Here is a 26993-nt window from a genome sequence, read left to right on the forward strand (position 1 = left end):
CTTAATAAATCGGGATATTGTTTTTCGAGATGTTCGACTTTCGCTAATACTCCGATACAAGTAAAAAGTTTACTAATATACAATAGCTTTGTTGGGCTTTGGAAAAATCACGCTGCTAATTTTTTAAAACCATTACAGGAAGTTTATACAGTCGCCTTGGAAGTAGGAGAGTTAGAGTTTGGAGGCTATAGCTTAAATAATTATTCCAATATAACCTATTTAATAGGTAAAGAGCTAACAGAAATAGAGCATAATATGGCTGCATCTTGCGAGACTCTTGATCGACTCCAACAGAAAGCAGCTCTTTGCTCCGTACAAATTTGGCGACAAACCGTTCTAAATTTGATAAATAAAAGTACAGATACTGGTTATTTAATTGGTGAAAGTTACGATGAAACTGTGATGATGCCAATACATAAAGAAACCAATTATGTAATGGCGATCGCGATAGTCAATTTCAATAAACTAATTCTCAATTACTTGTTTAGCAATTTACCATTAGCTTTGGAATGTTCGGTAGAAACAGAAAAACACTTATCTAGTGTTTCTGGTTCTCTAATCATACCCACCTTTTATCTATATGACTCTCTTGTGAGATTAGCTATATATCCAAATCTTACACCACTAGAGCAGAAGCAATTTTTAGAAAAAGTAAATGCAAATCAACAAAAAATGCAACATTGGGCAAATCATGCTCCGATGAATTTTTTACATAAATACTACCTTGTTGAAGCAGAGAAATATCGAATTATAGATGACAAAATAGTGGCAATGGATTATTACGATAAAGCCATTTATTTTGCCAAAGAAAATGAATATATTCAAGAAGAAGCCCTTGCAAATGAACTTGCTGCAAAATTCTATCTTGGATGGGATAAACAAACTATTGCCCAAACTTATTTAATAAACGCTTATTACTGTTATGCACGTTGGGGAGCATTAGCGAAAGTCGAACATCTCGAAAAACAATATCCCGATTTATTAAGTGCAACAAAACAAAGAGAAATTAGCAGTTTAAATGCTAAAGAGACTATTTCCATTAGCAGTAGTTATGGAAAAACTATTACTGGTAGTAGTACAAAAATTATCGAAACATTAGACTTTGTGAGCTTAATCAAAGCTTCTCATGCGATTAGTGGCGAAATTGAACTAGATAAACTGCTAGTTAATCTCATGCAAGTTTTGATTGAAAATGCTGCTGCTTCTAAAGCTGTACTCATCTTACCAAACTCCGATAATTTAGTATCTGAAAGACTAGTAATTGAAGCGATCGCACTATCAAATAACAAAGTAATTAACGTTTTACAATCAATTCCTGTTGAAGAAAGTCAAGATGTTCCCTTGAATTTAATTAACTATGTCTCACGCAAGCGAGAACACGTAATTTTCAATGATGCTAAACTAAAAATTGACGATTCAAAGTCTCAAACTCAAAACCTCACCGACCCTTATATTACTCTAAATAAACCTAAGAGTTTGTTATGTAATCCAATTCTCAAACAAGGCAGATTGATTGCCATTTTATATCTAGAAAATAATCTCACTACAGGAGCATTTACTAAGGATAGACTAGAAGTGATTAATCTGCTTTGTTCCCAAGCTGCTATTTCCTTAGAAAATGCTCGTTTATATCAACAATCTCAAGATAATACTCAACAGCTAGAAATTTCGCTGGAAGAACTCAAACAAGCACAATTACAATTAGTGCAAAGCGAGAAAATGTCTACTTTGGGTAACTTAGTATCAGGAATAGGACATGAAATTAATAATCCAATTAACTACCTCTCTGGCAATTTACAACCTGCACAAGAATATGTACAAGACTTATTAACCTTCATTGACCTTTATCAAAAACATTATCCTAACCCAGTTGCAGAAATTGCCGAGGAAATAGAATCTAGAGACTTAGATTATGTAAAAGAAGATTTACCTAAAGTCATTTCTTCTATGCAGCAAGCGATCGATCGCATTTACGATATTAGTATTAGTTTGCGTACTTTTTCGAGAGCAGATACCCAGAAAAAAATTCCCTTTAATATCCATGAAGGTATTGATAGTACCTTAATGATTCTCCAGCACCGTTTAAAACCATCAGAATCTCGTCCCAAAATTCAAGTAGTCAAAAACTATGATAATTTGCCCGAAGTTAAATGCTTCCCCGGACAATTAAATCAGGTATTTATGAATCTGCTGGCAAATGCTATTGATGCATTGGAGGAATCAAATACTGGTAGTACTTTTCAGGAAATTGCACTAAATCCTAATTGCATTACAATTAGCACCAGTTTGAACGAAGATATAAAACTGCTTACAATTATAATTCAAGATAATGGACCAGGAATAACAGCAGAAGTAAAAGCAAAAATATTCGACCATTTATTTACTACCAAAGCTGTTGGCAAAGGAACGGGTTTAGGACTTGCGATCGCACATCAAATTATCGTCGAAAAACATGGGGGAATTCTAGATGTTGATTCCACTCCAGGGGAAGGAGCAGCATTTATAATATCCATTCCTGTTAAATAATAAGCCTTTGCAAAAGACTTGTTGGACTCATAAACCATGTCTACTTTGAGAACTGTAGTATTTATAAAGTAGTGGGAGCATCTTGCTCCCTGGTATTAGCGGGCAAGATGCCCGCACTACTCCAGGTTTCAAAATTGACTCATATCCTCGATTTCCTCTATTTCTTGGAAGTCGGGGATATTGTTTTTCATAAATGATTTATTAATACGTATTTACACTAGTTATTGATGAAAAAAAAACAAGTATCATGGTTAGCCTCGCACCAGTAAAATTACTGTTGATTTTTCAGAAAATATCGAAAAAATTTAATCTTAGTTTATTTTTTTAGCTCATTTATTCAGGGAATATTTACACTTTTTGCTGAAATTATCAATAGAATTGAAAGACTCTAATATGTTTATTGAAAAAAAATAAATATATTTTTCACAAACTTTTTAATACTACAAGGATTAGCAAATGCTACTGACTGATAAAGCTCTTTCAAATAAAATATCTAGTCCAAATAATTCTCTAATAAACCCTACCAATAAACAATTAATTGAACCGACAGTAGCCGATACTATTGTTCAAATGCTCACAGATTTGGGAGTACGTCAAGCTTTTGGAATTGGAGGAGGTGGAATTGTCCCAATATGGGACGCTTTAGAAAAAAGCTCAATAGAAGTGCTAAATTTCCGCCATGAGTCAGGGTCAGCCTTTGCTGCAACTGAAGCATATTTTACAGATAATCGTCCTGTGGCTGTGTTTGCGACCACTGGTCCAGGTATTACTAATGTACTAACGGGAATTATGGCAGCACGAGGAGAAGGTGCGAAGGTCATTTTACTGTCTGGTTCGACTTCAGAAGCCCTACAAGGGAAATTCGCTTTGCAGGAAACAAGTCGCGACACGATGCCAGAAGGCTTTTTTAAAGCTGGTACGGTGTTCGATTATGCAAAAACTATCACTACAAGCTCGGAACTACAGAAAATACAAGAAGAACTAGCACTGCAAATAAAAAGACCGGGTGGATTTGTTGTACATCTTAATATCCCTACAAATATCCAAACCAGCCCCGGTAGCCACTTAACTTCTCCAAAATTCAAAACTTCATTATTCATCCCAGACGAAAACGCAATCAATAAAGCAGTAGAAATACTTTCAGAGCCTTTTGCAATCTGGGTAGGTTTTGGTGCGCGAGATGCTGCCGAGGAAATTCAAAGGCTTGCTGAATTAACTGGTGCAAATGTGATGTGTTCGCCACGGGGTAAAGGAATTTTCCCCGAAAGCCATCCTCAATTTTTAGGTGTAACAGGATTTGCTGGACATGAATCTGTTATAGAGTACATGCGATCAACACCACCCGATCGGATTCTAGTATTGGGAACTCGGTTAGGTGAATTCACCTCATTCTGGAACTCTATTATGGTTCCACCAAAGGGTTTCATTCATGTGGATATTGACCCTAAAGTCCCTGGTTCCGCTTACCCGACGGCAGATACATTTCCTATCTATGCTGAGATCAAAACATTCTTAGGTTTATTACTGGATAAGTTATCTCAAAAGCACAAACTTAATCCTTTGTCCGTTCACATACCAGTACGCGAAGGCGAAATTACAACCGAAAAATTACAACTTGAAAATGGGTTAGTAAGACCTCGTGAACTCATGCGTGCTATTCAGACAGTAGTAGTAGAAAATAGCGATGCAACTGTTATGGCTGAAGGGGGTAATTCCTTTGCTTGGGCGATTCATTATCTCAAATTTAACCAGGCAACACGTTGGCGAGTGAGTACGGGTTTCGCTTCTATGGGACACTTTACTACTGGAGTTGTTGGTGCAGCCGCGAATGGTAAAAAAGCAGTAGCAATAGTCGGGGATGGCTCGATGCTTATGAACAACGAAATCAATACTGCTGTTCAATATAATCTTCCCGCAGTTTGGATTGTCCTCAACGATGCTAGTTACAATATGTGTAATCAAGGAGCTATAATGCTCGGACGACCTAGCATTAAAGGATATATTGCACCAACAGATTTCGCCATGTTAGCACGTAGCATGGGTGCAGATGGAATTTGTGTAGACAATGAATCTCAACTTAAAAAGGCAATATCAAAGGCTATGAAATCTAAGGTTCCATTTGTTATTGATGTTAAAATTAATCCTTCTGAGTTAGCCCCTATTGGCGAGCGCATGAATAGCATAAATAAACAGACAGCTAAATAATTCGGAGAAGCAAGCAACAAAATAAAAGTCACAGGCAATTTTGGTTTTTACTATGCTGCGAATGGATAAATACTCTCCAAGCCTCTTTCCGTGGACGGGGAGAGGTTGAAGAAATTTTTTTCTAGCAAAAAGCTAAGTTGCTTAACGTTTTGAGTATATATTTCGAGTTGTTTTGATTCTAAGAAATTCCAGCAGGAACCTTACCTAAAGCCACATCACCCCAACGCATTACGATCGCACTAGCACTACTTGCCGCACCAAATCCATACATTAAAACCAAATCATTCTCACTAATTTTACCCGCTCTTGCCGCTTCATATAGATTTGCAACATTCATTGTCGGTCCCATATTGGAATAGAGAGGATAACCATTCATGGTGCGATCTAAATCTATACCCAATGCACGAGTACAAAATTTTGCATACCAAGCCCAAGGTGTGCAGAAGATGAAATAATCGATTTCATCCAAGGTTATCCCAGCATTTTCAGAAGCACCTTTACAGCAATCAAGTAATATTTCTGGAACCAAATCTCTGATAATTTGGCTCATTTCCTTACCTAGTTGTAAGCGAGGTCGAAAATTCCCCCAATTATCTTCACTGAAAGTACAAATTAACTGGTCGCACAAAGCACTCGTATTTATTGTTTTCGCACCGAGAATACCTTGGTTCATTTCCAGGGGAGCAACAACAAAAGCTCCTGCACCATCACCTACAAACCATGAAAGGGTATTCTCTTCATCAATTAGGCGAGAATAATTACAGGAAATTGTAACCAGCACATTCCGATACATTCCCGATTGGACTAAAGCTGAGGCTGTTTGTAATGCCAGTGGGGCACTAGCACAGGTTGCATCCAGATTCCAAGCTGCACATTTGATTCCCAATTCGCGAGCTACGTAGGCTGCATTCCCAGTTCCAAGTTGTTCGGGTAGAAAAGATGATGAAATTATCAGATCGACCTCATTTGGATGCAATTTTGCAGATTCTAAAGCATCCTTGGCTGCACGACATTCCAGCTTTAGGGAGGATTCATCTGGACTTAATATTCGTCGCTCCACGCTACCACGAAATGGGTCTTGGAGATAGGGCATCATTTCCAATTCATATACGTTATGAGAAGATGCACCGGATGTATCTGTGGGTGACATTAATGATAATGAATGTTTTTCTTCGGCTTTTGCGACTAAATCGGGATATTTTTCTTTGTAATAGTCGTTTGTGCGGATAACGCTTGGTAAACTCAACGCAAGCGATTTAATACCTACGGGAATATGCATCTTCAAAAATCTCCAGAAAATTTGTATAGCTTTACAGGTGCTATTCCCAGATATTCAATATCTGTAACTTTTGTCTGGAAGGTTTGAAAAGATTATTTTTAACCTGGAGGATGCGTATATTTATTGCATATGGAAATGTTCTAAAACCCTGATTTGAAGAGACTTTCAAACAAAAGCTAAGATAATTGTCTGTGGGAATAATTTTTAGTTCAAAGAATAATCGAAAATAAACACAAATACGTCAGTTAATCTAAACAAGAGCAGTTGATATGGTAGGTAGCACTCTTCTCGACGTAATAATGTTTTTGGTAGTTCTTATTTTGATTTTGCTCTTGTCACAATTTTCCACTCGAATCTAACTCGAATTTAATCAATATAGCCTGAGAATATTTGCGGAAAATTAAAAATATTCTGTTTGATAAGTTCAGTATAAATATGTAAATAATAAAAATTGACCGATAACACTTCTCGTTTAAATGCAATATAATTAAGCTGCTCCATACCTCCCCTTAGCAAGGGGAGGTGCCACAGGCGGTGGGGTTCTTTTATGCGTCTTTTCTTTATATTACATTAGTATCAGAGGGAATAATTATTTGGATGCAATAAAAATAAGGTCAAATAATCGTTGGGATGCAATAAAATAAGGGCAAACAACCGTTTGCCCCTACAGTATTCTCGAACGCAAACTATATTTAACTCAGATGAGAACTGCGATATCTGTTCCCAGGAAACAGGTTTATAGATATTAACTACTCGCAGAAATTGATTCTTCGGTATTTCCAATTTTCAGAAATTTTGTACTAACCCAGTAAGTCAAAATATGCGAAAGCAATCCCATTGGACCAGCAAATAAACACAAAGCGAGAGAATGGAAAGTCCAAACTCCTGTTTTCAATCCTTCTAAATAAATATATCTACCAACAAATAAATCCATTACCAAAAAATGAATCCATCCTGTGGCAGCAGCTTTTTCATCAGAAAAAAATCTAGCTATATCAGCTAGTTGTGGATTTGATAAAGCTTGAGCATTCTCTGGAGTAACGCTAATTATAAATAAATATACATAAGTTAAAGCAAGGGGCACAAAAGGCAAGTATGACTCCATTACTTTTTGCGTTACTTTCCATTTTGGTAGGAAAATCATCGATAGCCAAAAGGGAATCACAACAAGATTAGCAATATTGAAAATTTGGGAAATAGTCATATATTTTGGGAATAGGGGATTGGGAATTGGGGATTGCTCTATTCGAGAGTACCCAATGTCTATTAGTTGGTCAGAACTGATTCGATTTTTGATGCATCTAAATCGCGACCAATAAAAACGAGTTTAGTTTGTTTTTGCTCTTGGGGATACCAGGGGCGATCGTAAAATTTGTCAAAGCGATTTCCGACTCCTTGCATCACTAAGCGCATGGCTTTATTAGGTACAGAAACAAAGCCTTTAATCCGATAAATTTCTTGCTGCTGTACTAATTCTTGTAATTGATTTTGAAGCTTTTCTGGGTCAAAACTGCGGTCAAAAATTAAATGTGTGGAAGTAATTTCTTCGTCATGCTCGTGTTCTTCTTCGCTGTCGTGATGGCTGGGACGGCTATCTAAATTATCTTCCACAGCAGCGCCAAATCCTAATAATATTGATGGGTCAAGTTTGCCATGATTTGATTCAACAATTTTCACGATTCTAGGTAACTCTTGTTTCACTAATTCCTCCACTTTAGTTTTTGATAAATCATCAACTAAATCAGTTTTATTCAAAATTACCAAATCAGCACATGCAAGTTGATCTTCAAATAATTCTTGTAAAGGCGTTTCGTGTTCTAAACTATCATCAGCTTGACGTTGTGCTGCTACAGCTTCGGGATTGCTCGCAAATGTCCCTGCTGCGACTGCGGCACAATCAACTACGGTAATTACAGCGTCAACTGTGGCAGCGTTGCGAATTTCTTGCCAGCGAAATGCTTTGATTAATGGTTTTGGTAGTGCTAAACCGGAGGTTTCGATCAAAATACAGTCGATTTTGTCGCGTCGCTTTAATAGTTGCTGCATTGTTGGCAAAAACTCTTCTTGAACCGTACAACACAAACAGCCATTAGTTAATTCGTAGATATTATTATTTTCGTTAGTTTCCTCATCTTCTGGACAAACCCGACATGATTTCAATAACTCACCATCAATGCCAAGTTCGCCAAATTCGTTGACTAATACAGCGATACGTCTTCCTTGATTGTTTTGCAACAAGTGACGAATGAGGGTAGTTTTACCGCTTCCAAGGAAACCTGTAATTACTGTAACGGGGATTTTTGCTGCCATTTTTGCTTGATGTGTGAAGATGGAAAGTTTAATTAAATCAACTTCCTTTGCATTTTCCCATGCGATCGCACCATCCCTCGCAAATTCCCTAGCAATTTCTCAACTTATATTTTTCCATAGCAGAAGGGGCACTCTCGTTGTGATTTTTCGCTTGCTGACGAAATCACCACAAAAAGAATGCCCCAATAGATTGTTTGTAGGTTTGGTGAGAATACTAACTGGTGATTATTCCGCAGTTGCCAGTTCAGTACTGCCACGGGTACGACGACGGATTAAGGAGTTGTAAAGCATTACACCAATAGCTTTAATCAAATTACCTTCCAACTCTTGGAACATTTTCATGTTGACACCAAAAGCCTCGTTCGCTTCCTCAACAATGCGATCGCATGTGGCTTCATCAAGGAGCATTTCGTCTAAAGCAGCACGATAATTCACTTTGAAGGCTTTTTCGTCAGGAATATCCGCAAATTCGTAAAATGCAGTTCCACCATCGGTAAGGTTCATCGCTGTTTGGGCAATTCCTTTGAGAATTTGTCCACCAGATAAATCACCCAAATAACGAGTGTAAGAGTGGGCAATTAACAATTCGGGCTCTTTTTCCGAAATCTCGCGAATACGCTTGACGTAAGCGTCTCCTGCGGACGAAAGCTGAACCTGTTCACGCCAGTTTGCTCCGTAGTAAAACGCCAAATCTTGCTCTAAGGTTTGCTTCCGATAAAGTTCTTTAAAGTGGATTTTAGAAAGAATCGGGTGATTTTGATGTTTGTCTAACTCTTCTTCCATTGCCGAGTAGATGAAGTAGAAATTCCCGACTAACTTCCGGTAAGAACTTTTTTCCACCACACCTTTGAGAAAACACTTGACAAATCCAACATTTTCTGCCATCGTGTGAGCTTTTTTCGTGCCTACACGCAATTTAGATGATAAATTACTGCTCATAAACTAAATTTCTCTACATTAAAAGGTCAATTAATTTTGGATTCTAGATTTTGGATTCTGACTCCTAACTCCTGAATTCTGAATTCCTGACTCCTGAATTCTGACTCCTGAATTCTGAGCCACTAAAAAGCTAGATTAAGATAATTTGATGAGCATTTCTCTCAAAATGAATCAGATTGCAACAATTTGTAATTTTCGGCACTTTTTCAAAAACGCCAAAACTGCTGCTAACTCTAGTAAAGATGGTGTAAACCATGACTCTAATCCTGAATTCTGATTAAGACAATATACAAAGAAATTTTAAGTATAATTACGACCTTTAAGAAAGATTCATGAATCCTTAGTGGGTGTTTATAAATTAGGCAAAAAGTCTAGTTTGTCATGCTGAACGGAGCGATAGCGCAGTGAAGCATCTCTAGACTACGCTTCAAACGCTAGATTCTTCGTTCCTCAGAATGACATAATTTTATTTATAAACACCCTCTTAGTGAAATATATAAGCATTTTTACTGAAAACAAAGCCAAATTGGCATAGATTTATAAACAGAAAAGTTTAAACTAATCCTGATGCAAAGGTATTCATACGGAATTGTTCAATTAAAGTATAAAGTGATATTCTCCAGTGTGACTGTGTGGAGTGTTTAAACTTATGGTCTCATTTATAACTCGGACTCAAGATGCTATTCGTGAGGGTTCCGCTACTGATGTCAGTAGTTTGGGAACAGGGATGATCTCTTTGCCAGCGACTGCCCTATTCGGAACCGATGGTATTCGGGGACGGGTAGGAGATTTGTTAAGTGCGCCTTTAGCATTACAAATTGGATTTTGGACTGGAATTGTTTTGCGTAGTCGCGGAACCGCAAAAGGACCAGTTGTGCTGGGGCAAGACTCTAGAAATTCCAGCGATATGCTGGCAATGGCTTTGAGTGCGGGACTAACAGCCGCAGGGGTTGAAGTTTGGTATTTGGGCTTGTGTCCAACTCCTTGTGTAGCTTATTTAACAAGTATTAGTCACGCCATTGGTGGTGTGATGATTTCCGCCAGCCACAATCCACCGGAAGACAATGGCATCAAGGTTTTCGGTGGGGATGGGATGAAGTTACCTAAAGATTTGCAAGTAGAAATAGAATCTGGACTGCGGGGGATTTCTACCCCAGTTGCGCCAACAAGTGATTGTGGACGGCATTATGCGCGTCCTGAACTGGTAGCAGATTATGCTGAGGCATTGAAAAAGCCTTTTCAAAAAACACTGAATTTTGCGGGGATAAAAATAGTTCTCGATTTGGCTTGGGGAGCTTCAGTGGGTTTAGGGGCATCGGTATTTAAGTCGATGGGTGCTGAGGTTATTTGTCTTCACAACAAAGCTGATGGTAACAGAATAAATGTTAATTGCGGTTCTACCAATTTAGAATTATTGCAAGAAGCCGTCAAAGAAAATAACGCCGATATGGGTTTTGGTTTTGATGGCGATGCCGATCGCGTTTTGGCGGTAGATAATACTGGACGCAAGGTAGACGGCGACTATATTTTGTATCTCTGGGGGCAGAGTCTACAACAGAAGCGGCAACTACCCGACAATTTAATAGTTTCCACCGTCATGGCAAATTTAGGCTTTGAGCGGGCGTGGGAAAAACAAGGTGGTAAGCTAGTTCGGACAGCGGTAGGCGACCAATATGTTCAAGCCGAAATGTTTAAAACAGGCGGAATGTTAGGTGGTGAACAGTCGGGGCATATTTTGTGTCGTCATTACGGGATGACAGGGGATGGTTTGTTAACTGCATTGCACATTACAGCCTTAGTGCGGGAATCTGGGATGAGTTTGGGTGAACTAGTTGACCAAAGTTTTACTACCTACCCCCAGCTATTAAAAAATGTGCGTGTGGAAGACCGGAATAAACGCATGGCATGGGAAGATTGTCAAGAAGTGATGAATGCGATCGCAACTGCTGAATCGGCAATGGGAGATGCAGGCAGAATCTTGGTGCGGGCATCAGGAACTGAACCAGTAATTCGCGTCATGGTTGAGGCTGAAGATGCCGAACTTGTGCAACATTGGACTGACACCCTAGTCGCATCAGTAGAAGAACACCTTGTAGATTAAATCAGTAATCAGAAATTAAAAATCAAGAAACCAGAATATCGTAAGGGCATGAGAATATCGTGCCCTTATTGCTTTTGGGAACAAAAATATCTACTTTTTCGCTAAATATTTACTAGCCCTATCATACGTAGGGGTGGGGTCTTCCCACCCTTTAATATACTGGGACAATTTATTTCTTGGTGTTCCCTTAATACCGGAAGCACATCACAAACGGATAGAAAAAGCAGTATATATTTACAGCCAATATCTAGCAAATATCCCCAACTTCTTCAAAAAACCGGGGATATGGAAATTGAACATCAGCTATTTATGCGACTGAAACAGCTTATTTACGTAAAAACACTTAAAAATAATTTCAAAAATAAACTAAAACTAAAATATTAAAGTAACTAAAAATTACTAATCCCAAAATCTGGTTTTTCCTTCACGAATCTGTCTTTTAATAGTCCTCAATCCCGCAAATTCCCAGTCTTCAATCTGAAATTTCATGGCAAAAAGTAAACCTAAATCCAAGAAAAAACCTGACCCTAGCAATGAAAACTCAACTATTGACTTAAAACAAAAGCTAATCCACAAACGTAAAGCAGCCCAAGCCAAAAAAGAACTTACTAGCTTCCTCTCTACGGTTGTTGGCAGTGGCTTATTCTTGGGTTTAATACTCTTCCTAGTTGGTGGTATCAAAACAGCCATTCCCGGCGTTCTAGGAGTCATTGTCTTGTCTCTATCTTACAAATACCCAAGTCAAGCTCTGATAGCTTTCCTTATCTACGTACCAATCGGTGGAACCGTCACCTACTACATTGGCAACAGTCCCATCTTACAGCTAGCGAAAGATGCTTTCTACGTCCCAGCCTTAATTGGGTTGTGGCAAAACCTGAAAAAGCAACGCTTGCCCCTACTCATACCCCAAGGAATCAAAACACCCCTATTTATTCTCCTGGGTTGCTGTATCCTGACGCTATTATTCGTCAACGGTTCACAACAATTTAATCCTCCTCCCCCAGTACCATTTAAACCAGTTGTCAAAGAATTCCCCATTGGGATGGGAATTTTAGGACTCAAAGTATTTTTAGGTTACGTTCCTGTAATTAGTTGTTTTTATTACCTTATTCGCGACAAAAAAGACTTTTTACGAATTACACGTCTACAAATCGTGATTATTTGTGTATGTTGTATTCTCGGTATAATCCAGTACGCTTTGCTTTTAGTTGGTATTTGTGAAGGTACTAAAGAAGCCGAAGGTGCAGCACTATTTAAAGCATCACTCGAAGCCCGTTGTTATTTTGGTGGTTCCTTAGTTTACAGCCCATCAGAAGGGATGATTCGTCTACCAGGAACCTTTGTAGCACCTTGGCAGTGGGCTTGGTTTCTCATTTCCAGCACATTTTTTTCATTTGCAACCGGATTTTCTGACCCCTCAATTTTATGGCGAGGTATTGGTTTAGGTTCGATGGCATTGGTATTTGTCAACGCGGTTATCTCTGGACAAAGAATCGCTTTAGCCTTAGTACCGACATGTTTCGTGCTGTGTTTACTACTTACGGGTCAGTTGGCAAATTTAAAGCGATTTATACCCGTATTTGCTGGACTAGGATTAGTTTTAGGAGGTGCGATCGCAAGTAACCCAACAGTGATTCAAGAGCGAACAGAAAGTTTTGTCAGTCGCTGGGAAGCTTCGCCTCCCTATGAATTTATCACCCAACAATTTGAAGACGTTTGGAAAAATTTAGACGGACCTTTGGGAAATGGATTAGGACGTGCGACTAACTCAGCCCGTGCTTTCGGCGACGCTCAACTGATTGAAACATATTACCCGAAAGTAATGCATGAAGTTGGCATAGTCGGCGTACTTGGCTTTTTAGCACTGGTCACAACTTTAACAATAATTTGCTTCCGTACTTATCGTTCTGTAAAAAACCGTAATTTCCGCAGTTACGGAGCAGCCATGTGGGTGTTTATACTGTTTATTAGCTACAACACTTATTACTATCCTCTGGATGTCGATCCGGTGAGTGTTTACTACTGGTTTGCGGCTGGAATTCTTTTAAAATTACCAGAAATTGACAGGTTAGAGCGACTTCAGGAAGAGCAAGCAGAAAGGGTGCAAGGGAAAACAGGTAAAAAGAAAACGTAGAGACGACCCGGTGGGTCGTCTTATACACGAGATTATGAGTCAGAACCAAAAATCAAAAGTTACCCAATTAATAACCAATAACCAATAACCAATAAATCAGAAAATGAATTTACCTTCTATTTCAGTAATTATTCCAACCTATGGACGTGAGGAGCCTCTACGTGACAGTATTGATGATGCATTAAAACAAGATTATCCAAATTACGAAATTATAGTTGTTGACCAAACTCCTCAACATAAGCCGGAAATTGAAAGCTATTTAAAAGAACTATCTGATACTCATAAAATTCAATGGTTTCGTATTAATTGGGCAAGTTTACCAGGTGCGAGAAATTATGCAGTTAGACGCTCAATCGGTGAGATAATTTTATTTCTTGATGATGACGTTCGACTTGAAACAGGTTTTTTAAAAGCACATGCTAAAAATTACCTTGAAAAACCTGAAGTGGGTGCAGTTGCCGGACGTGTTTTTGACCGAATGAAAATGGCAGATGCTGCCCAAGGACGCACTCAAGGAGACAAGAATTATAATAATGATAAAACAATCGAATATCTCCCTCCACAAGCAATGGACCCCGGTATTGCTTGGTATTATATTGATTTAGTGCATACAGTGAAACCTCAAGAAGTATTAACAGCGAGGGGTTGTAATATGTCATTTCGTCGTGACATTTTTGAGAAGTATGGTTTACATTTTGATGAAAGATTTCGCGGTAGTGCAGTACGAGAAGAATCAGATTTTTGCTTGAGAATACGTCAAACCGGATACAAAATTTGGTATGACCCGGAAGCACATTTAGTCCATATAGGAGAGGAAACTGGTGGATGTCATGATATTGGTACTCGTTCGACTAAATATCAACTGACTTTTTACCATAATCACTTTTTATTGGGTTTAAAAAACCTCACATTTAGTCAAGCTTTACGTCTTTATGCACGTTTATTTGATTGTCATGTTCTCGGTCGTCCACCTTGCCATAAAAGTGGTTCTCCTATCAAGGTTTTGACTCGTTTTGTCTTCTATACCTTAGGTTTTATTAAAGCACTTGGTACTATGATTCAATCACAATGGAACGACGGTCAAGTATATACACAATTGGACGAAAAAGTGAGCTTTTAGTTGTTACTTGTTAATGGTTGATTTTTTAGGGTGGGTGAATCTCACCCCGACAATATTTTTGATATAAAACATAGAATATCACTTGTTAATTATTAGCAATTTTATGAAAATACTAGTTGTCAGTCATACATATATAGTTGATTTGAATTGTGAAAAATTACGCGCATTATCTCAACTAGAAGCAGATACGGAAGTAACAGTGATTGTCCCAAAACGCTGGAATCCTGGTGGTGTGCAAAGTAAAATTATTGAAACTCAATTTAAAGATGAAGGGAAGTTCCGGATAATTCCAGTTTCTAATTTTAGTGAGAATCATCAAGGTTTACTAACATTCGGAACAGATATAATCTCAATATTAAAGAAATATCAACCCAATATTATCCAAGTTGAACAAGGTTCTAAAAGTTTAGCTTATGCTCAAATGATTAGTTTGAATAAGCTTCTAGGGTTGAATGCCAAAAATATTTTCTTTACTTGGTGGAATTTAGCTTACGAACTCAAATTCCCTGTATCATTACTGGAAAAATATAATCTTAGTCATACCCACGGAATTATTTCTGGCAATAAAGATGGTGCGGAAATCTTGTGCGATCGCAACTACAAGGGGGCAATCAAAGTTATGCCTCAATTGGGAATTGATGAAGCTTTGTTTGCACCAAAATTACAACCAGATTTGGCAGAAAGTCTAGGGATTAAATTGGGTGAATTTGTAGTTGGTTTTGTTGGTAGATTTGTCCCAGAAAAAGGTATTTTGACGCTTTTGGATGCTTTAGCAAGTGTTAAGGATAAAGATTGGAAGTGTTTGTTATTAGGTAGAGGTGAATTAAAGGAAGAATTGATGAGAAAAGCGATCGCACATAATATTCAAGACCGAATTATTATAGTTGAAAGTGTGGCTCATGATGAAGTCTCTAAGTATATTAATTTGATGAGTACTTTGGTTTTACCATCTGAGACTACTTATAAGTTTAAAACTTTGACTTCTGTTGGTTGGAAGGAGCAATTTGGTCATGTAATTATCGAAGCAATGGGATGTCAAGTTCCTGTAATTGGTTCGGATTCTGGTGAGATTCCTCACGTTATTAGTGATACTGGGATGGTTTTTCCTGAAGGTAATGTGGAAGCTCTTGCTAATTGTTTAATGCAATTGATGGATAATCCTGAATTAGCTCATGATTTGGGACAGTTGGGTTATGCAAAGGCAATGTCGCAATATACAAATAAGGCTTTGGCAAAACAACAATTGGAGTTTTATCAAGAATTAGTTAATTGATAATACTATTGGAATTATGAATATTATAAAACCGCCAAGTCGCCAAGTCGCCAAGAAGAGAAAGAAGTTTATGAATTATTTAGGACTATTGTATCAATTATTAATTAATAACCAATAAATGAAAATTTTACAGATTGTTCCCTCAATTTCTCTAATTTATGGTGGTCCAAGTCAAATGGTATTAGGACTAGCACCAGCTTTGGCAAAAGAAGGTGTAGAAGTGACTATTTTGACGACTGATAGTAATGGTGATAATGGTCAAAAGTCTTTGGATGTTCCTTTAAATCAACCTGTAAAAAAGGATGGTTATGAGATAATTTATTTTCGCTGTTCTCCGTTTCGTCGCTATAAGTTTTCTTTGGATTTACTTAATTGGCTAAAACAACATGCTAGCGAATATGATTTAGCCCATATTCATGCTTTGTTTTCACCTGTGAGTAGCTTTGCTGCGAGAATTTGTCGTCAGCAAAAACTACCTTATATTTTACGTCCTTTAGGAACTTTAGACCCTGCTGACTTACGCAAAAAAAAGCAATTAAAACAAGTTTATGCAGCACTTTTAGAACGTCCTAATTTAGCAAGTGCAGCAGCTATTCATTTCACCAGCAATCAGGAAGCGAAAGTATCAGAAAGATTTGGAATACAAACCCATGATTTAATTTTACCTTTAGGTGTTGTACCTACCCAAAAAGAAAGCAATAATAATCTACTTGAGAAATTTAAAATTCCTCAAGATATACCCTTAGTATTATTCATGTCGCGTATTGATCCAAAAAAGGGTTTTGATTTGTTAATTCCGGCTTTAGAAAAGTTACTTTCTCAAGGTTTAAAATTTCATTTTGTACTAGCTGGAACTAATCCACAAAATCCTAGCTATGAGGAAGGAATTCAAAAACAAATTCAAAATTCACTATTACATCCCCATACAACTATTACAGGTTTCGTCACAGGTGAATTAAAAACTGCATTACTCCAAGCTGCCGATTTATTCGTGTTACCTTCATATTATGAAAACTTTGGCATTGCCGTAGCTGAAGCAATGGTAGCTGGTAAACCCGTCGTTATTTCCGATCAAGTACATATTTGGCACGATATCCATAACAGTAAGTCAGGATGGGTGACAAAAACCGAAGTTGAATCTTTGAGCAATGCACTACAATCCGCTTTACAAAACCCCGAAGAGTGCAAAAATAGAGGAAATAACGCCCGAAATTACGCTTTGGAAAACTATAGTTGGGATGCGATCGCACGTCAACTGATCCAGGAATATCAAAAGTTAATAAATAAATCTTAGTATTTCATTAAGGATAGATAACTAAATATTTTGTAACGAACCACTAAAACCCAATCGGAATATCGTGTTTTATGGCATGATTCATAAGTAGACACGTATGGCTTTTTAACTGACAGGGAATTTGTATGGCTCTCCGTTTAGGTGATATAGTACCCAATTTTACCCAAGCATCGACTCACGGTGAAATCAATTTTTATGATTGGGCTGCTGATAGTTGGGTAATATTGTTCTCTCACCCTGCTGATTTTACCCCAGTTTGCACTACCGAATTAGGAACTGTGGCAAAACTGAAACCCGAATTTGACAAGCGAAATGTAAAAGCGATCGCACTTAGTGTTGATGATGTAGAATCCCACAATGGTTGGGTTGGTGACATTGAAGAAACTCAAGGTACTGCGTTAAATTATCCGATTTTGGCAGACCCCGACCGTAAAGTTTCCACACTTTATGATATGATCCACCCTAACGCTGCTGAAACTGTGACAGTGCGATCGGTATTCGTAATTGACCCAAATAAAAAATTACGTCTTTCGTTTACCTATCCTCCCAGCACTGGACGTAATTTTGATGAAATTTTGCGTGTAATTGATTCGTTGCAACTTACCGATAACTACAGCGTTGCTACCCCCGCAGACTGGAAAGATGGCGATGATTGTGTAATTGTACCCTCTTTGAAAGACCCGGAAGTTTTGAAGCAAAAATTTCCCAAAGGCTATCAAGAAGTTAAACCATATTTACGGATGACTCCTCAGCCAAATAAATAAATCTTAATATGATTTTTTGTAAAGGGTGGATTTAATGTCCACTCTTTCGTTTTAGGAGTCAAAATAGAGAATAAGCTGCTTTAACAAAAATTTGAAGTTCAAAGGAAATTACGATTATGTCATTCCCCCTCGTACTACAATTTCCATCTTCTGCAAAAATGACCGACGAACAGTTTTTTGACTTCTGTCAGGTTAATCGTGATTTACGGATTGAACGGAATAAAAATGGAGACATATCAATAATGCCACCAACAGGTTCGGAAACGGGAAATCGTAACTTTAATATTGCCGTACAAATTGGTGTCTGGTCAGAAAAAGACGGTACTGGTATTTGTTTTGATTCTAGTACAGGATTTACATTATCCACTGGTGCAGAACGTTCTCCCGATATTTCATGGATTAAATTAGAACGTTGGAATTTAATCTCTTCAGAACAACAGAAAAAATTTGCTCCTATTTGTCCCGATTTTGTAATTGAATTAATGTCAGCGAGCGATAATCTCAAAACATTACAAGAGAAAATGCAAGAATATATGGAAGAAGAAGGAATTCAACTTGGTTGGTTAATCTATCGCAAAAACCGTCAAGTTTACATTTATCGTCCAGGAATAGAAGCAGAATGTTTAGATAATCCAGCAACAATTAGTGGAGAAAATATATTACCTGGATTTGTATTAGACTTAAGCAAAATTTGGTAATTTATTTTATTTTATTTTATATATTCTCCATATTATATTCTCTCCGCGCCTCTGCGTCTCCGCGCGATAAAAATCATTTATTCAATTCACCCAACAAAGCATACGCTTCATTTATTTGACGCATTTTCTCCTGTGCTTCCTGTAACTGTTGTGCTTTACCAACAAACAAATCAGGATGCCATTTTTTTACTAACTTTTTATAAGCTTGTTTAACCTCATCCATCGTCGCACCATCTTTTAACCCCAATACCACATACCCACAAGCAATCTTATCTTTTTCGATTTGCGTTTTCGATTGATTCTTAACTTGATTTGATTGCTGTTGTTGAGTTCTATTCCCAGAAGAACCCATATTAGCTTTCATTTGTGCAATTTCCTCATCAATTTCCCAATTCCGAAACTTCCCATCTAGTTCAGGTAAATGTTGTTTTGGATGGTATTTTTGGTATGAAGATTTTGTAGAAGTTGCATTAGAATTAGAAAAATTAGATGTAGAGTAATTACTTGTTTGTTGTTGCTTTGGAATCTTATTTTCAGGTTTTAATTCTTCTACTTTCTTACTTTCAACTTTCCTAGTTCCCACATCTTCCCTTATTCCTACCCCTTGAGAACGATAAACAGATTGATAATTACTAGTTTTTTGTCCTGCTACTGTTTCCACATGAAAATCACTGTGTATATCAATTCCCAAACAATTTACTAAAGCTTGATTTAATTCACTTAAACAAACTTGCCAGCATCGTAACTCTTCTCGAAGCAGAATAATGTCCGATGATTCCTTACTTTCGACAAACTTAATCACCCTTTCCGAACTGCGATCGCACTCTGCTAAAATCAATAATCCTTGACGACTAAACTCGCTTAAATACCCATCAACCGCATCGAGACACAATTTTGCAACCTGCTGATGATAGGATTCATTGGATGATTTTTCATCTTGTTGTTGTATATTTTTATTCACTAAATAACTAATACTACCTAAAACTGCCGCACCAACAGGACCACCTAAAAGCCAACCAATGCCACCACCAACCGCAAGGGAACCTGTTTCATTCAAATCGCCAGAATTACCATTTTTATCAGGTAAGGTAACTTGTGGATGCTTAGGGAAGGGTATTAGCAAATCATTTGGTCTTTCATTCTGGAAAAAATCATCAGCTTGATACAACCATTTCGTAACAGCTTGCTGCAATTCCTGTAAATCCTTCTTTAAAGTTTCCCTTTCCCAACTAGAAAAATTATCCTGTGCAAGTGCGATCGCACCATCACCTTGATATTTTTCCCGCAATTTTGACAAAGCTAACCATTCGCGTAATTTCGTTGTGCTAGCAGTAAAACCTTGTTTAATTAATCCTTCAGCTTTTCTTTTTATCTCGTTTGCAGCATTACTTTTCTCATTGATTTTTTGAACTTGATGTTGAATCGGGTTAATTTTCTCTTTTAATTCCAATTGAAGTTTGAAAGCAACAGCTTGAACTCTTGGTTTACTTACTACTTGATTATTTTGTTTTAAAATTCCCGCGATATTTTGTAATGCAGTTTCAAACTCAACTAAACCACTTGTATTTGCTGCTGAAACATCACCTTTAAGTCTTGCACGCAGAGCAGGTAATGCATCAACTCGATATAAATTACTAAAACCAGGGGGTAATTCAGCACGAAAACTTTCAGCTACAAACCGTAATCTATTTTGAACTTCTTTTTGTTCTTCTGGTTCTAATAAATTCAAAAAATTAGCAACAAAAATAACTGTTTTAATCCCTCTATCTAATAACCAATCACGCAAATTTTCCCGTTCACCTAATGTCATTAACTTGCGTGCATCGAGTAATTGTACAACTAAATCAGCACTTAATAATTGCTCTCTGACTAAATTATCCTGAGCTTCTCTATCATTGGTTCCCGGTAAATCGAGAAATTCAATTCCGGTTTCTAAAAATGAGTGGGGATAAAATACTTCCACAGAAGCAACATCACCTCGCATCCTTCTATCATTATCTAAAATTGCAAATTGCTTTAAAATATCAGTGCCACTACGATATATTTCACTGCCATCAGCAAGTATAATTCTTGTTCTAATATCGCTGCCATATTTAACAGTAATTGCCGCTCCAGTTGTGGGAATTAAGTCAATCGGTAAAGTTTTACTTCCCAACATAGCATTTAACAAAGTGGATTTGCCATGATTAAAAGGACCAAATACCGCAATCCGAAAGTTCGGATTATTTAGATAGTTACAGATTGCTAAAATATCTTTATTTAATTGCGATTTTATATTTAAACTTAGCGATTTAGATGTATTTTTTAGTGCTTCTATAAGTTTCTGATAATTTTTAGATTGTTCCATTTTCCCTAATTTTCATATTTGTATTTTATTTATTTATTTTATTATATCCCTGACTTCTAGTCAGGGATATGTATATGTATGATGGTAGGAAGCCAGAGATATGATAGGTGGAATACTTCGTTTATTAACTGTAATAACTTAATAAGTTATTGTAAGCAGATTCAATTGTCTGCAACTGACCAAAAACATCTTCCTCTAACTTCCTTAAACGCTTTAATTCAGCTTCCCGATTAACTTCACGACTTTCCTTTTGCTTCAACAAATTATCTAATTCTGATTTACGCGATTGAATGTCGTCATTAATTCTGACACTAACTTCCCGCTCATAAGCATCAAAACACTCTTTGACAGCATCGTAAACAGTTTTAGATTGCTCATTGGCAACCTTTGGAAGATATTTAACTAACTCTTTCCTAGCGGTTTTAACTAACTCCTTCCTTGCTTGATCAGCTTGTAATATTCCCACACCTAAACCCAGCAAAGCAAATCCAATTGGACCAAGAAAAATACCCGTAACTGCCGAAATTAAACCACCAACTCCCAGCACAGTAAAGTAATTTAATAAGATATTCTTCCAATCAAAACCTGCTCCTGCCATTGCAAAACCTGCCAGATTTCCCCTAGATAAAGACAACAAACCCATTGCCCATTTTGCCCAACTAGGTGCATTATCTTCTTCAGCAGATACATTCGGATGAAGTCGAACTTTTTCATCCGTTAATTTTTCGGTGATTTGATTAGTAATTTGATTATATGATTGACCATATTTTGCAGCACTTTTTGAAAGTTGTGCAAATGCAGTATTAATATCCTTTTCTGCTGTCAAACTCCAAGCTGCAAACTTATCACCAATGTATTGTTCAAATGCTTTTTGAAGTGCCGTATTAAATGCTTCACGTTTTCCACTACTAAGAAAATCAAATACATTTAACTCCGGTTGATAGCGAAGAAAATCTGTTTCAAAAGTGTCATCCAGCTTCAATACATAATTGCGGAAAGAATCAGATATTTTATGTGCTTGATTATCCCGTGTTTGCAGAATTTCAGTTTTGAATTGGTCGCGAATAGTGGTAAGTTGATTAAATTCAGGTTCCACTGAACTGATACGCGATCGCAATTCCTCCACTCCCTTTTCTAACAGAGGTATGCGTCTTTCAATCGCTTCATGGGTATTGGTTCCTACTTGACGTGCTAAGGTTCGTACTTGCCGTAATTCCGCTACTGCACGCTCTCTAGTCAGAAAAATGTTCAATGCAGCCATAAATTCGGGGAAACCTGTTCCCTCTAAGTCTGCTTGGGGATTTTTTAAGCGTTTGCGAAGTGCTTGAATGGACGAAAGTTCAAATACTCGTTCTTTGTATATATCTTGACCATCAACAAGACAGTATTCTGCCAGATTTGCTTGGAATACTTGCCGCAAACGTCCTTCAGATTCCCGTAGTTCCTCTTCATCATCAGGATCGATTAATGCTTCTTTAACTTGATCCCAAGCATTAACTAAAAAGAATACCGATAAACCACGACCTTTGATATAGTTTTCTAAATATCTTCTTTCACCTAATGTACAGGGTTGGGAAGCACGTAAGACAAATAAAATCGCATGACAATTATTAATATAACCTAGTGATAATTCATTCCGAGCTTCCGTATCATTTAAACCAGGACTATCAATAATTTCAATCCCTTTTTCTAGTAAAGGCAAAGGATATTCAACTATTGCATGACTAACATTAGGAAATGCTTGTTTATTATCTTGCTCTAACCTTTTTGCTTCCGTAGGGTCAATGGTATATTTATGTTTAAATTCATCAAACCCCATATCTTGTGGTGGTTTATCATCGTTAAAATATACTGTAACTTTCTTCTGTGAACCGTAGCGCAATATCGTTAAAAGTGCAGTACAAGGATTGACATCGCTAGGTAAAATTTTCTCCCCAATCAAAGCATTTAAAAACGTACTTTTACCTCGCTTCATATCACCCAAAACCATCAAGCGGAATACTCCACTACGGAGGTTTTTACTAGCGACGCGCATATCTTCAATGTCGCGTTCTAAACTGAGTTTACCCGAATTGTTCTCACCAATTATTTCTGCATCATTAATACTATCAGCAATTTTATTTAGCGATACAGCAACTTCAGCACGGACTTGAACAACACGCTCCAAATCATTGATAAAAGTATCAGTTTCAAATTTACTTGTCATGCACTTAATTCCTAATTTAGATATTACTTAAAATAATTACTTTTTCTTTTCGAGAAATAGTTTATAACCAGCAAAAGCTAAAGCTCCAACGATGAAGACATTCGCAAAAACTGACGCAACTCTAACTGCAATTAACGCGACAACTCCAAGTCCAAATAACTTCAGACCGAGAACTGCTTTCCCTTTCCACAATTGCCCTTTCTCTTGATTTTTTACCTGGTCTTTTACTTTTGTGGTTTTGTATAACTTAATTGAATCTTGATTGACTTCTGCATCTAATTCTCGCAATCTCAACTCAGTTTCTTTTTGCCGAAGTTCCCTTTCAAGACGTTGTAACTCTTGTTCGCGTTCCTCTGGTGACTTCATCTCCTTACCCCCAATGAAAGATAATATGATAATGAAATAGTCATACTCATCCCAATTTTAAATGTAAATCTTAAGTTCAAACCTTAAAACCAAACCTTAAAACCAAACCTTAAAACCAAACATCAATTACATGTAAAATAACGTATCAGCAAAAAATCTTGCATCAGTGCAAATACTGCTTCAAATCGACCCCACTATACCTCTGAATTTAAGATAATCAAAGATGAATACCAAAAATTAGGTTAGTATTCCGGAAATCTTACAAAAATTCTATAGTAATCCTATCTGACATCAGAAAAACTACGAACTAATATCCCCAACCTCTTTAAAGAAGTCAGGGATATTATGACAACCACAGTAAAACCTCGTCTAACTTGAGAACTGTAGTTTTTCGTAAAGATTTTGAGATTGCTACCCTGCGGGTAGGCACGAAGTGACTTCCGAAGGTAGACGCTAACGCGGCTACCTACGTCGTAATGACGGAACAGAATAATCAAAAACTCCAGGTTCCAAAATGGACGAGGTTAAATAGTCACAAAAAACTGTTTTTATCTCGGAATAATTACCTGTATCTTAAACTGAAACTAGCCATTAAGAGTCTCTAAACCTTAGCCCCTGTATACCAACGAACTAACACCTTTGCTAGCTTTTCAGAGTCATGCTTCACGCATCCATCTTCATCCTCATGCATGACATTTGCCAAAACAATTCGTCTTCCCAGCTTTGTTACATCTTCTCGATCTAAAAAAACTGGATGGGAATTACTTTGAGAATAGCGAATTAACGCACGAGCAGAAGGTGATGTTTTATGAACTAACACCGCATTAAATAAAGCTCTACCACATACTTTATCTATCGCTTGAATATGTTCCGCTACCGAGTATCCCTCAGTTTCCCCCGGTTGTGTCATGATATTGCAAATATAAATACGAGGAGCATCTGTTGCTGCGATCGCATCAGCAATTTGCGGTACTATTAAGTTAGGAATCACACTAGTATAAAGGCTTCCCGGTCCCATAATAATATAGTCCGCTTCCTGGATTGCCTTAATTGCTGCGGGTAAAGCTGGGGGATTGGCAGGAGTACAACCCATGTCAACAATACTACCTCCAGCCTTAGAAATACTCGACTCCCCCTCAATTCGCCGACCATCAGCTAACTTAGCCCAAAGTCTCACATCACTTAGGGTTGCAGGTAGAACCTGTCCGCGAATCGCTAAGACCTTAGAACTGGCAGCAACCGCACGTTCCAAATCACCAGTAATTTCACTTAAGGCAGTTAAAAATAAGTTACCAAAACTATGACCGCTCAAACCATCACCGACGCTAAAGCGGTATTGAAATAATTCCGTTAATAATTTTTCCTCATCCGCTAATGCTGCCAAGCAGTTACGAATATCCCCCGGTGGTAACACGCCAAATTCTTGCCGTAACCTTCCAGAAGACCCGCCATCGTCGGCTACAGTGACAATAGCCGTAATATTAGCGCTATAGGTCTTCAAACCCCGCAACAGGTTAGAAAGTCCCGTTCCTCCACCAATCACAACTATTTTTGGTCCTCGGTACAACCGACGATGTGCCAGTAATACATCAACGAGTTCCTCATCAGCATTGGGACGAATTACCTCAGTAATTGAACTGACAGTGCGGGTTTGTCCCCAAACGAGTAGCAACAAACCCAATACCATCACAAAAGGACCGCTAATGTAGTACGGTACAGTATCGGTGATTTTGCCCAGAAAATTTCTAATTAAGAGTGTTGCCCAGAAAATTGGCGTTAGTCGAATCCAAATCGCCAGTCCCAAAAAACCAAGCACCATACCCCCTAAACTAATTATTAGCCAGCGCTTGATTGCAAGACCAGGAGACAACCATTTGAACCACTGACTAATGCGATGGGGAGTGTGACGACGAGACTGCCGTTGCAGACTATTAAGAGCTTGTTTGATAAAACCAATTGACATACCAGCATTTTTTAGCAGTGGTTTAAACAATGATTAACAGAAAATGTACACTACCAGCTTGAAGCCCCAAGTGTGGAATTATTACATTTCCCAATTGGATTAGACTAAAAGCTGGTAATTAAAGTTGCTAATCTTACTAATGATAATTAATCTGTCTTGGTAAATTCAAATAAATAAAAGTCTATGTCCAAGTGTATTTTAGGAATCGATCCAGGATTTGCCATTTTAGGGTTTGGTGCGATTAGCTGTACGCAGAACCAAAACAGTTTACAGGATACATCAGTACAGATGCTCGATTATGGTGCGATCGTTACGTCGGCAAAGGAGGAAATGGGAACGCGATTGTGTACGTTGTTTGATGATTTACATACCATAATTGGAGAGATAAAGCCCGATTTAGTCGCAATCGAAAAACTGTTTTTTTATCGAATGGCAAACACCATATTAATCGCTCAAGCGCGAGGTGTCATCATGTTGGTACTTGCCCAGCACAAACTTCCGTATGTTGAGTTTACACCTGCTCAAATCAAACTAGCCTTAACTGGGTATGGTAATGCGGAAAAAATTGAAGTTCAAGAAGCTGTGGCACGGGAACTTAATTTAGATGAGATACCTAAACCTGATGATGCTGCCGATGGTTTAGCTGTAGCTTTGACAGCATGGTATCAATTTTAGACCGCCAACGGTTATAAACCACCGCAGCGCGTTGTCTATGGCGTTTCTCGGTTGTAAACAATACAACGCGTTGCCGCAGGCTAGAATCTCGCGTAGATGCTGAGTCCCAAGGGGACACGCTACGCGAACGTTCCTCAGCATGACAACACAGGATCATTCATTTTGTGGCTTACTCTAAGATAAATTTCTACCCGTTTATTAAGTGCGATCGCAATTTTTTGTAGCATTGCAAAACCTTACTAGAATCACTCGCAATCCAGAAGTTATGGGTGGTAAACCCTGTATTAGAGGGATGCGCGTTACTGTTGGTACAATTGTTGGTTTAATGGCATCTGGACATTCTCCGATTGAAATAATTAAAGCATATCCATATTTAGAAGAAGCTGATATTTACGAAGCGCTTGCTTATGAAGTTTAGAGAAGTGCGATCGCGAGTACAATTTTAATCAATACAAACCTTTGTTTTAGCCTCATAATCAGATTTTTTATTCTTCACCGTAATTTCTACATCGCAACCCAAAGCATTCAAAAAACGAAAAAGTCGTTCTGTTGAAAAACCTGATAGTTTACCTTTCATTAGGGATGAAATTTTAGGTTGGTCAATTCCTAATAATTGTGCGGCTTCAACTTGAGTGACATTTTGTTGGGTGATTATTTTACCAATTTGACGCACTAATTCGGCTTTCAGGAGTAATTCATCTGGGTTAGCTAAACCTAGATCGGTAAATACATTTCCGCTACTTTTCTGAACATTTATTTCTTCAGTCATATGCTTCTAATATGCTAGTTGTGG

General features: G+C 37.7%; 21 protein-coding genes. 12 read left to right on the forward strand and 9 right to left on the reverse strand.

Annotated elements, in window-relative coordinates; translation table 11 throughout:
* Positions 1-2526, forward strand: a 2526-nt coding sequence (locus CK510_RS01705) for a GAF domain-containing sensor histidine kinase (protein WP_143289190.1), incomplete at its 5' end; no start/stop codon positions are given.
* A 456-nt stretch (positions 2527-2982) separates the two neighbouring features.
* Complete coding sequence (locus tag CK510_RS01710; RefSeq protein ID WP_095720037.1) at positions 2983-4731, forward strand: thiamine pyrophosphate-dependent enzyme; 1749 nt, start codon at positions 2983-2985, stop codon at positions 4729-4731.
* A gap of 178 nt (positions 4732-4909) precedes the next feature.
* On the opposite strand, the gene CK510_RS01715 is transcribed toward CK510_RS01710, so the two are convergent.
* The 3 genes from CK510_RS01715 to cobW form a co-directional block, all read right to left on the reverse strand.
* The gene (locus CK510_RS01715) at positions 4910-6010 is read right to left on the reverse strand and encodes a 3-oxoacyl-ACP synthase III family protein (protein WP_095720038.1); all 1101 of its coding nucleotides are present in this window, start codon (positions 6008-6010) and stop codon (positions 4910-4912) included.
* 745 nt (positions 6011-6755) lie between these two features.
* Positions 6756-7214, reverse strand: coding sequence for an ABA4-like family protein (locus CK510_RS01720; RefSeq protein WP_095720039.1), 459 nt, complete (start codon positions 7212-7214; stop codon positions 6756-6758).
* Between the two features lie 62 nt (positions 7215-7276).
* Entirely contained in the window at positions 7277-8320 is a 1044-nt protein-coding gene (cobW, locus tag CK510_RS01725) for a cobalamin biosynthesis protein CobW (protein WP_095720040.1), read from the reverse strand.
* A 19-nt stretch (positions 8321-8339) separates the two neighbouring features.
* Between cobW and CK510_RS30785 the strand changes: the two genes are divergently transcribed.
* Positions 8340-8606 carry a hypothetical protein gene (locus CK510_RS30785; RefSeq protein ID WP_143289191.1) on the forward strand — a complete coding sequence of 89 codons (267 nt, stop codon included), beginning with the start codon at positions 8340-8342 and terminating at the stop codon, positions 8604-8606.
* Here CK510_RS30785 and CK510_RS01730 read toward each other — a convergent pair.
* Positions 8546-9259, reverse strand: coding sequence for a biliverdin-producing heme oxygenase (locus CK510_RS01730; RefSeq protein WP_095720041.1), 714 nt, complete (start codon positions 9257-9259; stop codon positions 8546-8548). The genes CK510_RS30785 and CK510_RS01730 overlap by 61 nt on opposite strands.
* A 649-nt stretch (positions 9260-9908) precedes the next feature.
* Here CK510_RS01730 and glmM point away from each other — a divergent pair.
* From glmM to CK510_RS01765, 7 genes are all read left to right on the forward strand, one after another.
* The gene (gene glmM / locus CK510_RS01735; protein WP_095720042.1) at positions 9909-11360 is read left to right on the forward strand and encodes a phosphoglucosamine mutase; all 1452 of its coding nucleotides are present in this window, start codon (positions 9909-9911) and stop codon (positions 11358-11360) included.
* A gap of 487 nt (positions 11361-11847) precedes the next feature.
* On the forward strand, positions 11848-13494 hold the full coding sequence (hpsL, locus tag CK510_RS01740; protein WP_095720043.1) for a hormogonium polysaccharide biosynthesis protein HpsL: 1647 nt from the start codon (positions 11848-11850) through the stop codon (positions 13492-13494).
* A 103-nt stretch (positions 13495-13597) separates the two neighbouring features.
* Positions 13598-14614 (forward strand): hormogonium polysaccharide biosynthesis glycosyltransferase HpsN, encoded by a 1017-nt coding sequence (hpsN, locus tag CK510_RS01745; RefSeq protein WP_095720044.1) that lies wholly within the window; start codon positions 13598-13600, stop codon positions 14612-14614.
* A 103-nt stretch (positions 14615-14717) separates the two neighbouring features.
* The gene (gene hpsO / locus CK510_RS01750; RefSeq protein ID WP_095720045.1) at positions 14718-15887 is read left to right on the forward strand and encodes a hormogonium polysaccharide biosynthesis glycosyltransferase HpsO; all 1170 of its coding nucleotides are present in this window, start codon (positions 14718-14720) and stop codon (positions 15885-15887) included.
* A 118-nt stretch (positions 15888-16005) separates the two neighbouring features.
* Positions 16006-17181, forward strand: a complete 1176-nt coding sequence (gene hpsP, locus CK510_RS01755; RefSeq protein ID WP_095720046.1) for a hormogonium polysaccharide biosynthesis glycosyltransferase HpsP — start codon at positions 16006-16008, stop codon at positions 17179-17181.
* A 125-nt stretch (positions 17182-17306) separates the two neighbouring features.
* A complete protein-coding gene (locus CK510_RS01760; RefSeq protein WP_095720047.1) occupies positions 17307-17945 on the forward strand; it encodes a peroxiredoxin in 639 nt (212 codons plus the stop codon).
* A gap of 113 nt (positions 17946-18058) precedes the next feature.
* Positions 18059-18643: a Uma2 family endonuclease gene (locus CK510_RS01765; protein ID WP_095720048.1), complete on the forward strand. Its 585-nt coding sequence runs from the start codon at positions 18059-18061 to the stop codon at positions 18641-18643.
* A 73-nt stretch (positions 18644-18716) separates the two neighbouring features.
* Here CK510_RS01765 and CK510_RS01770 read toward each other — a convergent pair whose 3' ends face one another.
* The 4 genes from CK510_RS01770 to CK510_RS01785 form a co-directional block, all read right to left on the reverse strand.
* On the reverse strand, positions 18717-20990 hold the full coding sequence (locus CK510_RS01770) for a dynamin family protein (protein ID WP_095720049.1): 2274 nt from the start codon (positions 20988-20990) through the stop codon (positions 18717-18719).
* 124 nt (positions 20991-21114) lie between these two features.
* The gene (locus CK510_RS01775; RefSeq protein WP_095720050.1) at positions 21115-23196 is read right to left on the reverse strand and encodes a dynamin family protein; all 2082 of its coding nucleotides are present in this window, start codon (positions 23194-23196) and stop codon (positions 21115-21117) included.
* A 36-nt stretch (positions 23197-23232) separates the two neighbouring features.
* Complete coding sequence (locus CK510_RS01780) at positions 23233-23562, reverse strand: hypothetical protein (RefSeq protein WP_095720051.1); 330 nt, start codon at positions 23560-23562, stop codon at positions 23233-23235.
* A gap of 601 nt (positions 23563-24163) precedes the next feature.
* Positions 24164-25525: a gluconeogenesis factor YvcK family protein gene (locus CK510_RS01785; RefSeq protein WP_095720052.1), complete on the reverse strand. Its 1362-nt coding sequence runs from the start codon at positions 25523-25525 to the stop codon at positions 24164-24166.
* Between the two features lie 183 nt (positions 25526-25708).
* On the opposite strand from CK510_RS01785, the gene ruvC reads away from it, so the two are divergent.
* Together ruvC and CK510_RS01795 are read left to right on the forward strand one after the other, a co-directional pair.
* Positions 25709-26200 carry a crossover junction endodeoxyribonuclease RuvC gene (gene ruvC / locus CK510_RS01790; protein WP_095720053.1) on the forward strand — a complete coding sequence of 164 codons (492 nt, stop codon included), beginning with the start codon at positions 25709-25711 and terminating at the stop codon, positions 26198-26200.
* A 226-nt stretch (positions 26201-26426) separates the two neighbouring features.
* Positions 26427-26618: a DUF433 domain-containing protein gene (locus CK510_RS01795; RefSeq protein WP_095720062.1), complete on the forward strand. Its 192-nt coding sequence runs from the start codon at positions 26427-26429 to the stop codon at positions 26616-26618.
* A gap of 24 nt (positions 26619-26642) precedes the next feature.
* On the opposite strand, the gene CK510_RS01800 is transcribed toward CK510_RS01795, so the two are convergent.
* A complete protein-coding gene (locus CK510_RS01800) occupies positions 26643-26969 on the reverse strand; it encodes a helix-turn-helix domain-containing protein (RefSeq protein WP_095720054.1) in 327 nt (108 codons plus the stop codon).
* Positions 26970-26993: the final 24 nt, after the last annotated feature.

Origin of the sequence: Brunnivagina elsteri CCALA 953, from assembly GCF_002289455.1 — a bacterium.
Lineage (GTDB): Bacteria > Cyanobacteriota > Cyanobacteriia > Cyanobacteriales > Nostocaceae > Brunnivagina > Brunnivagina elsteri.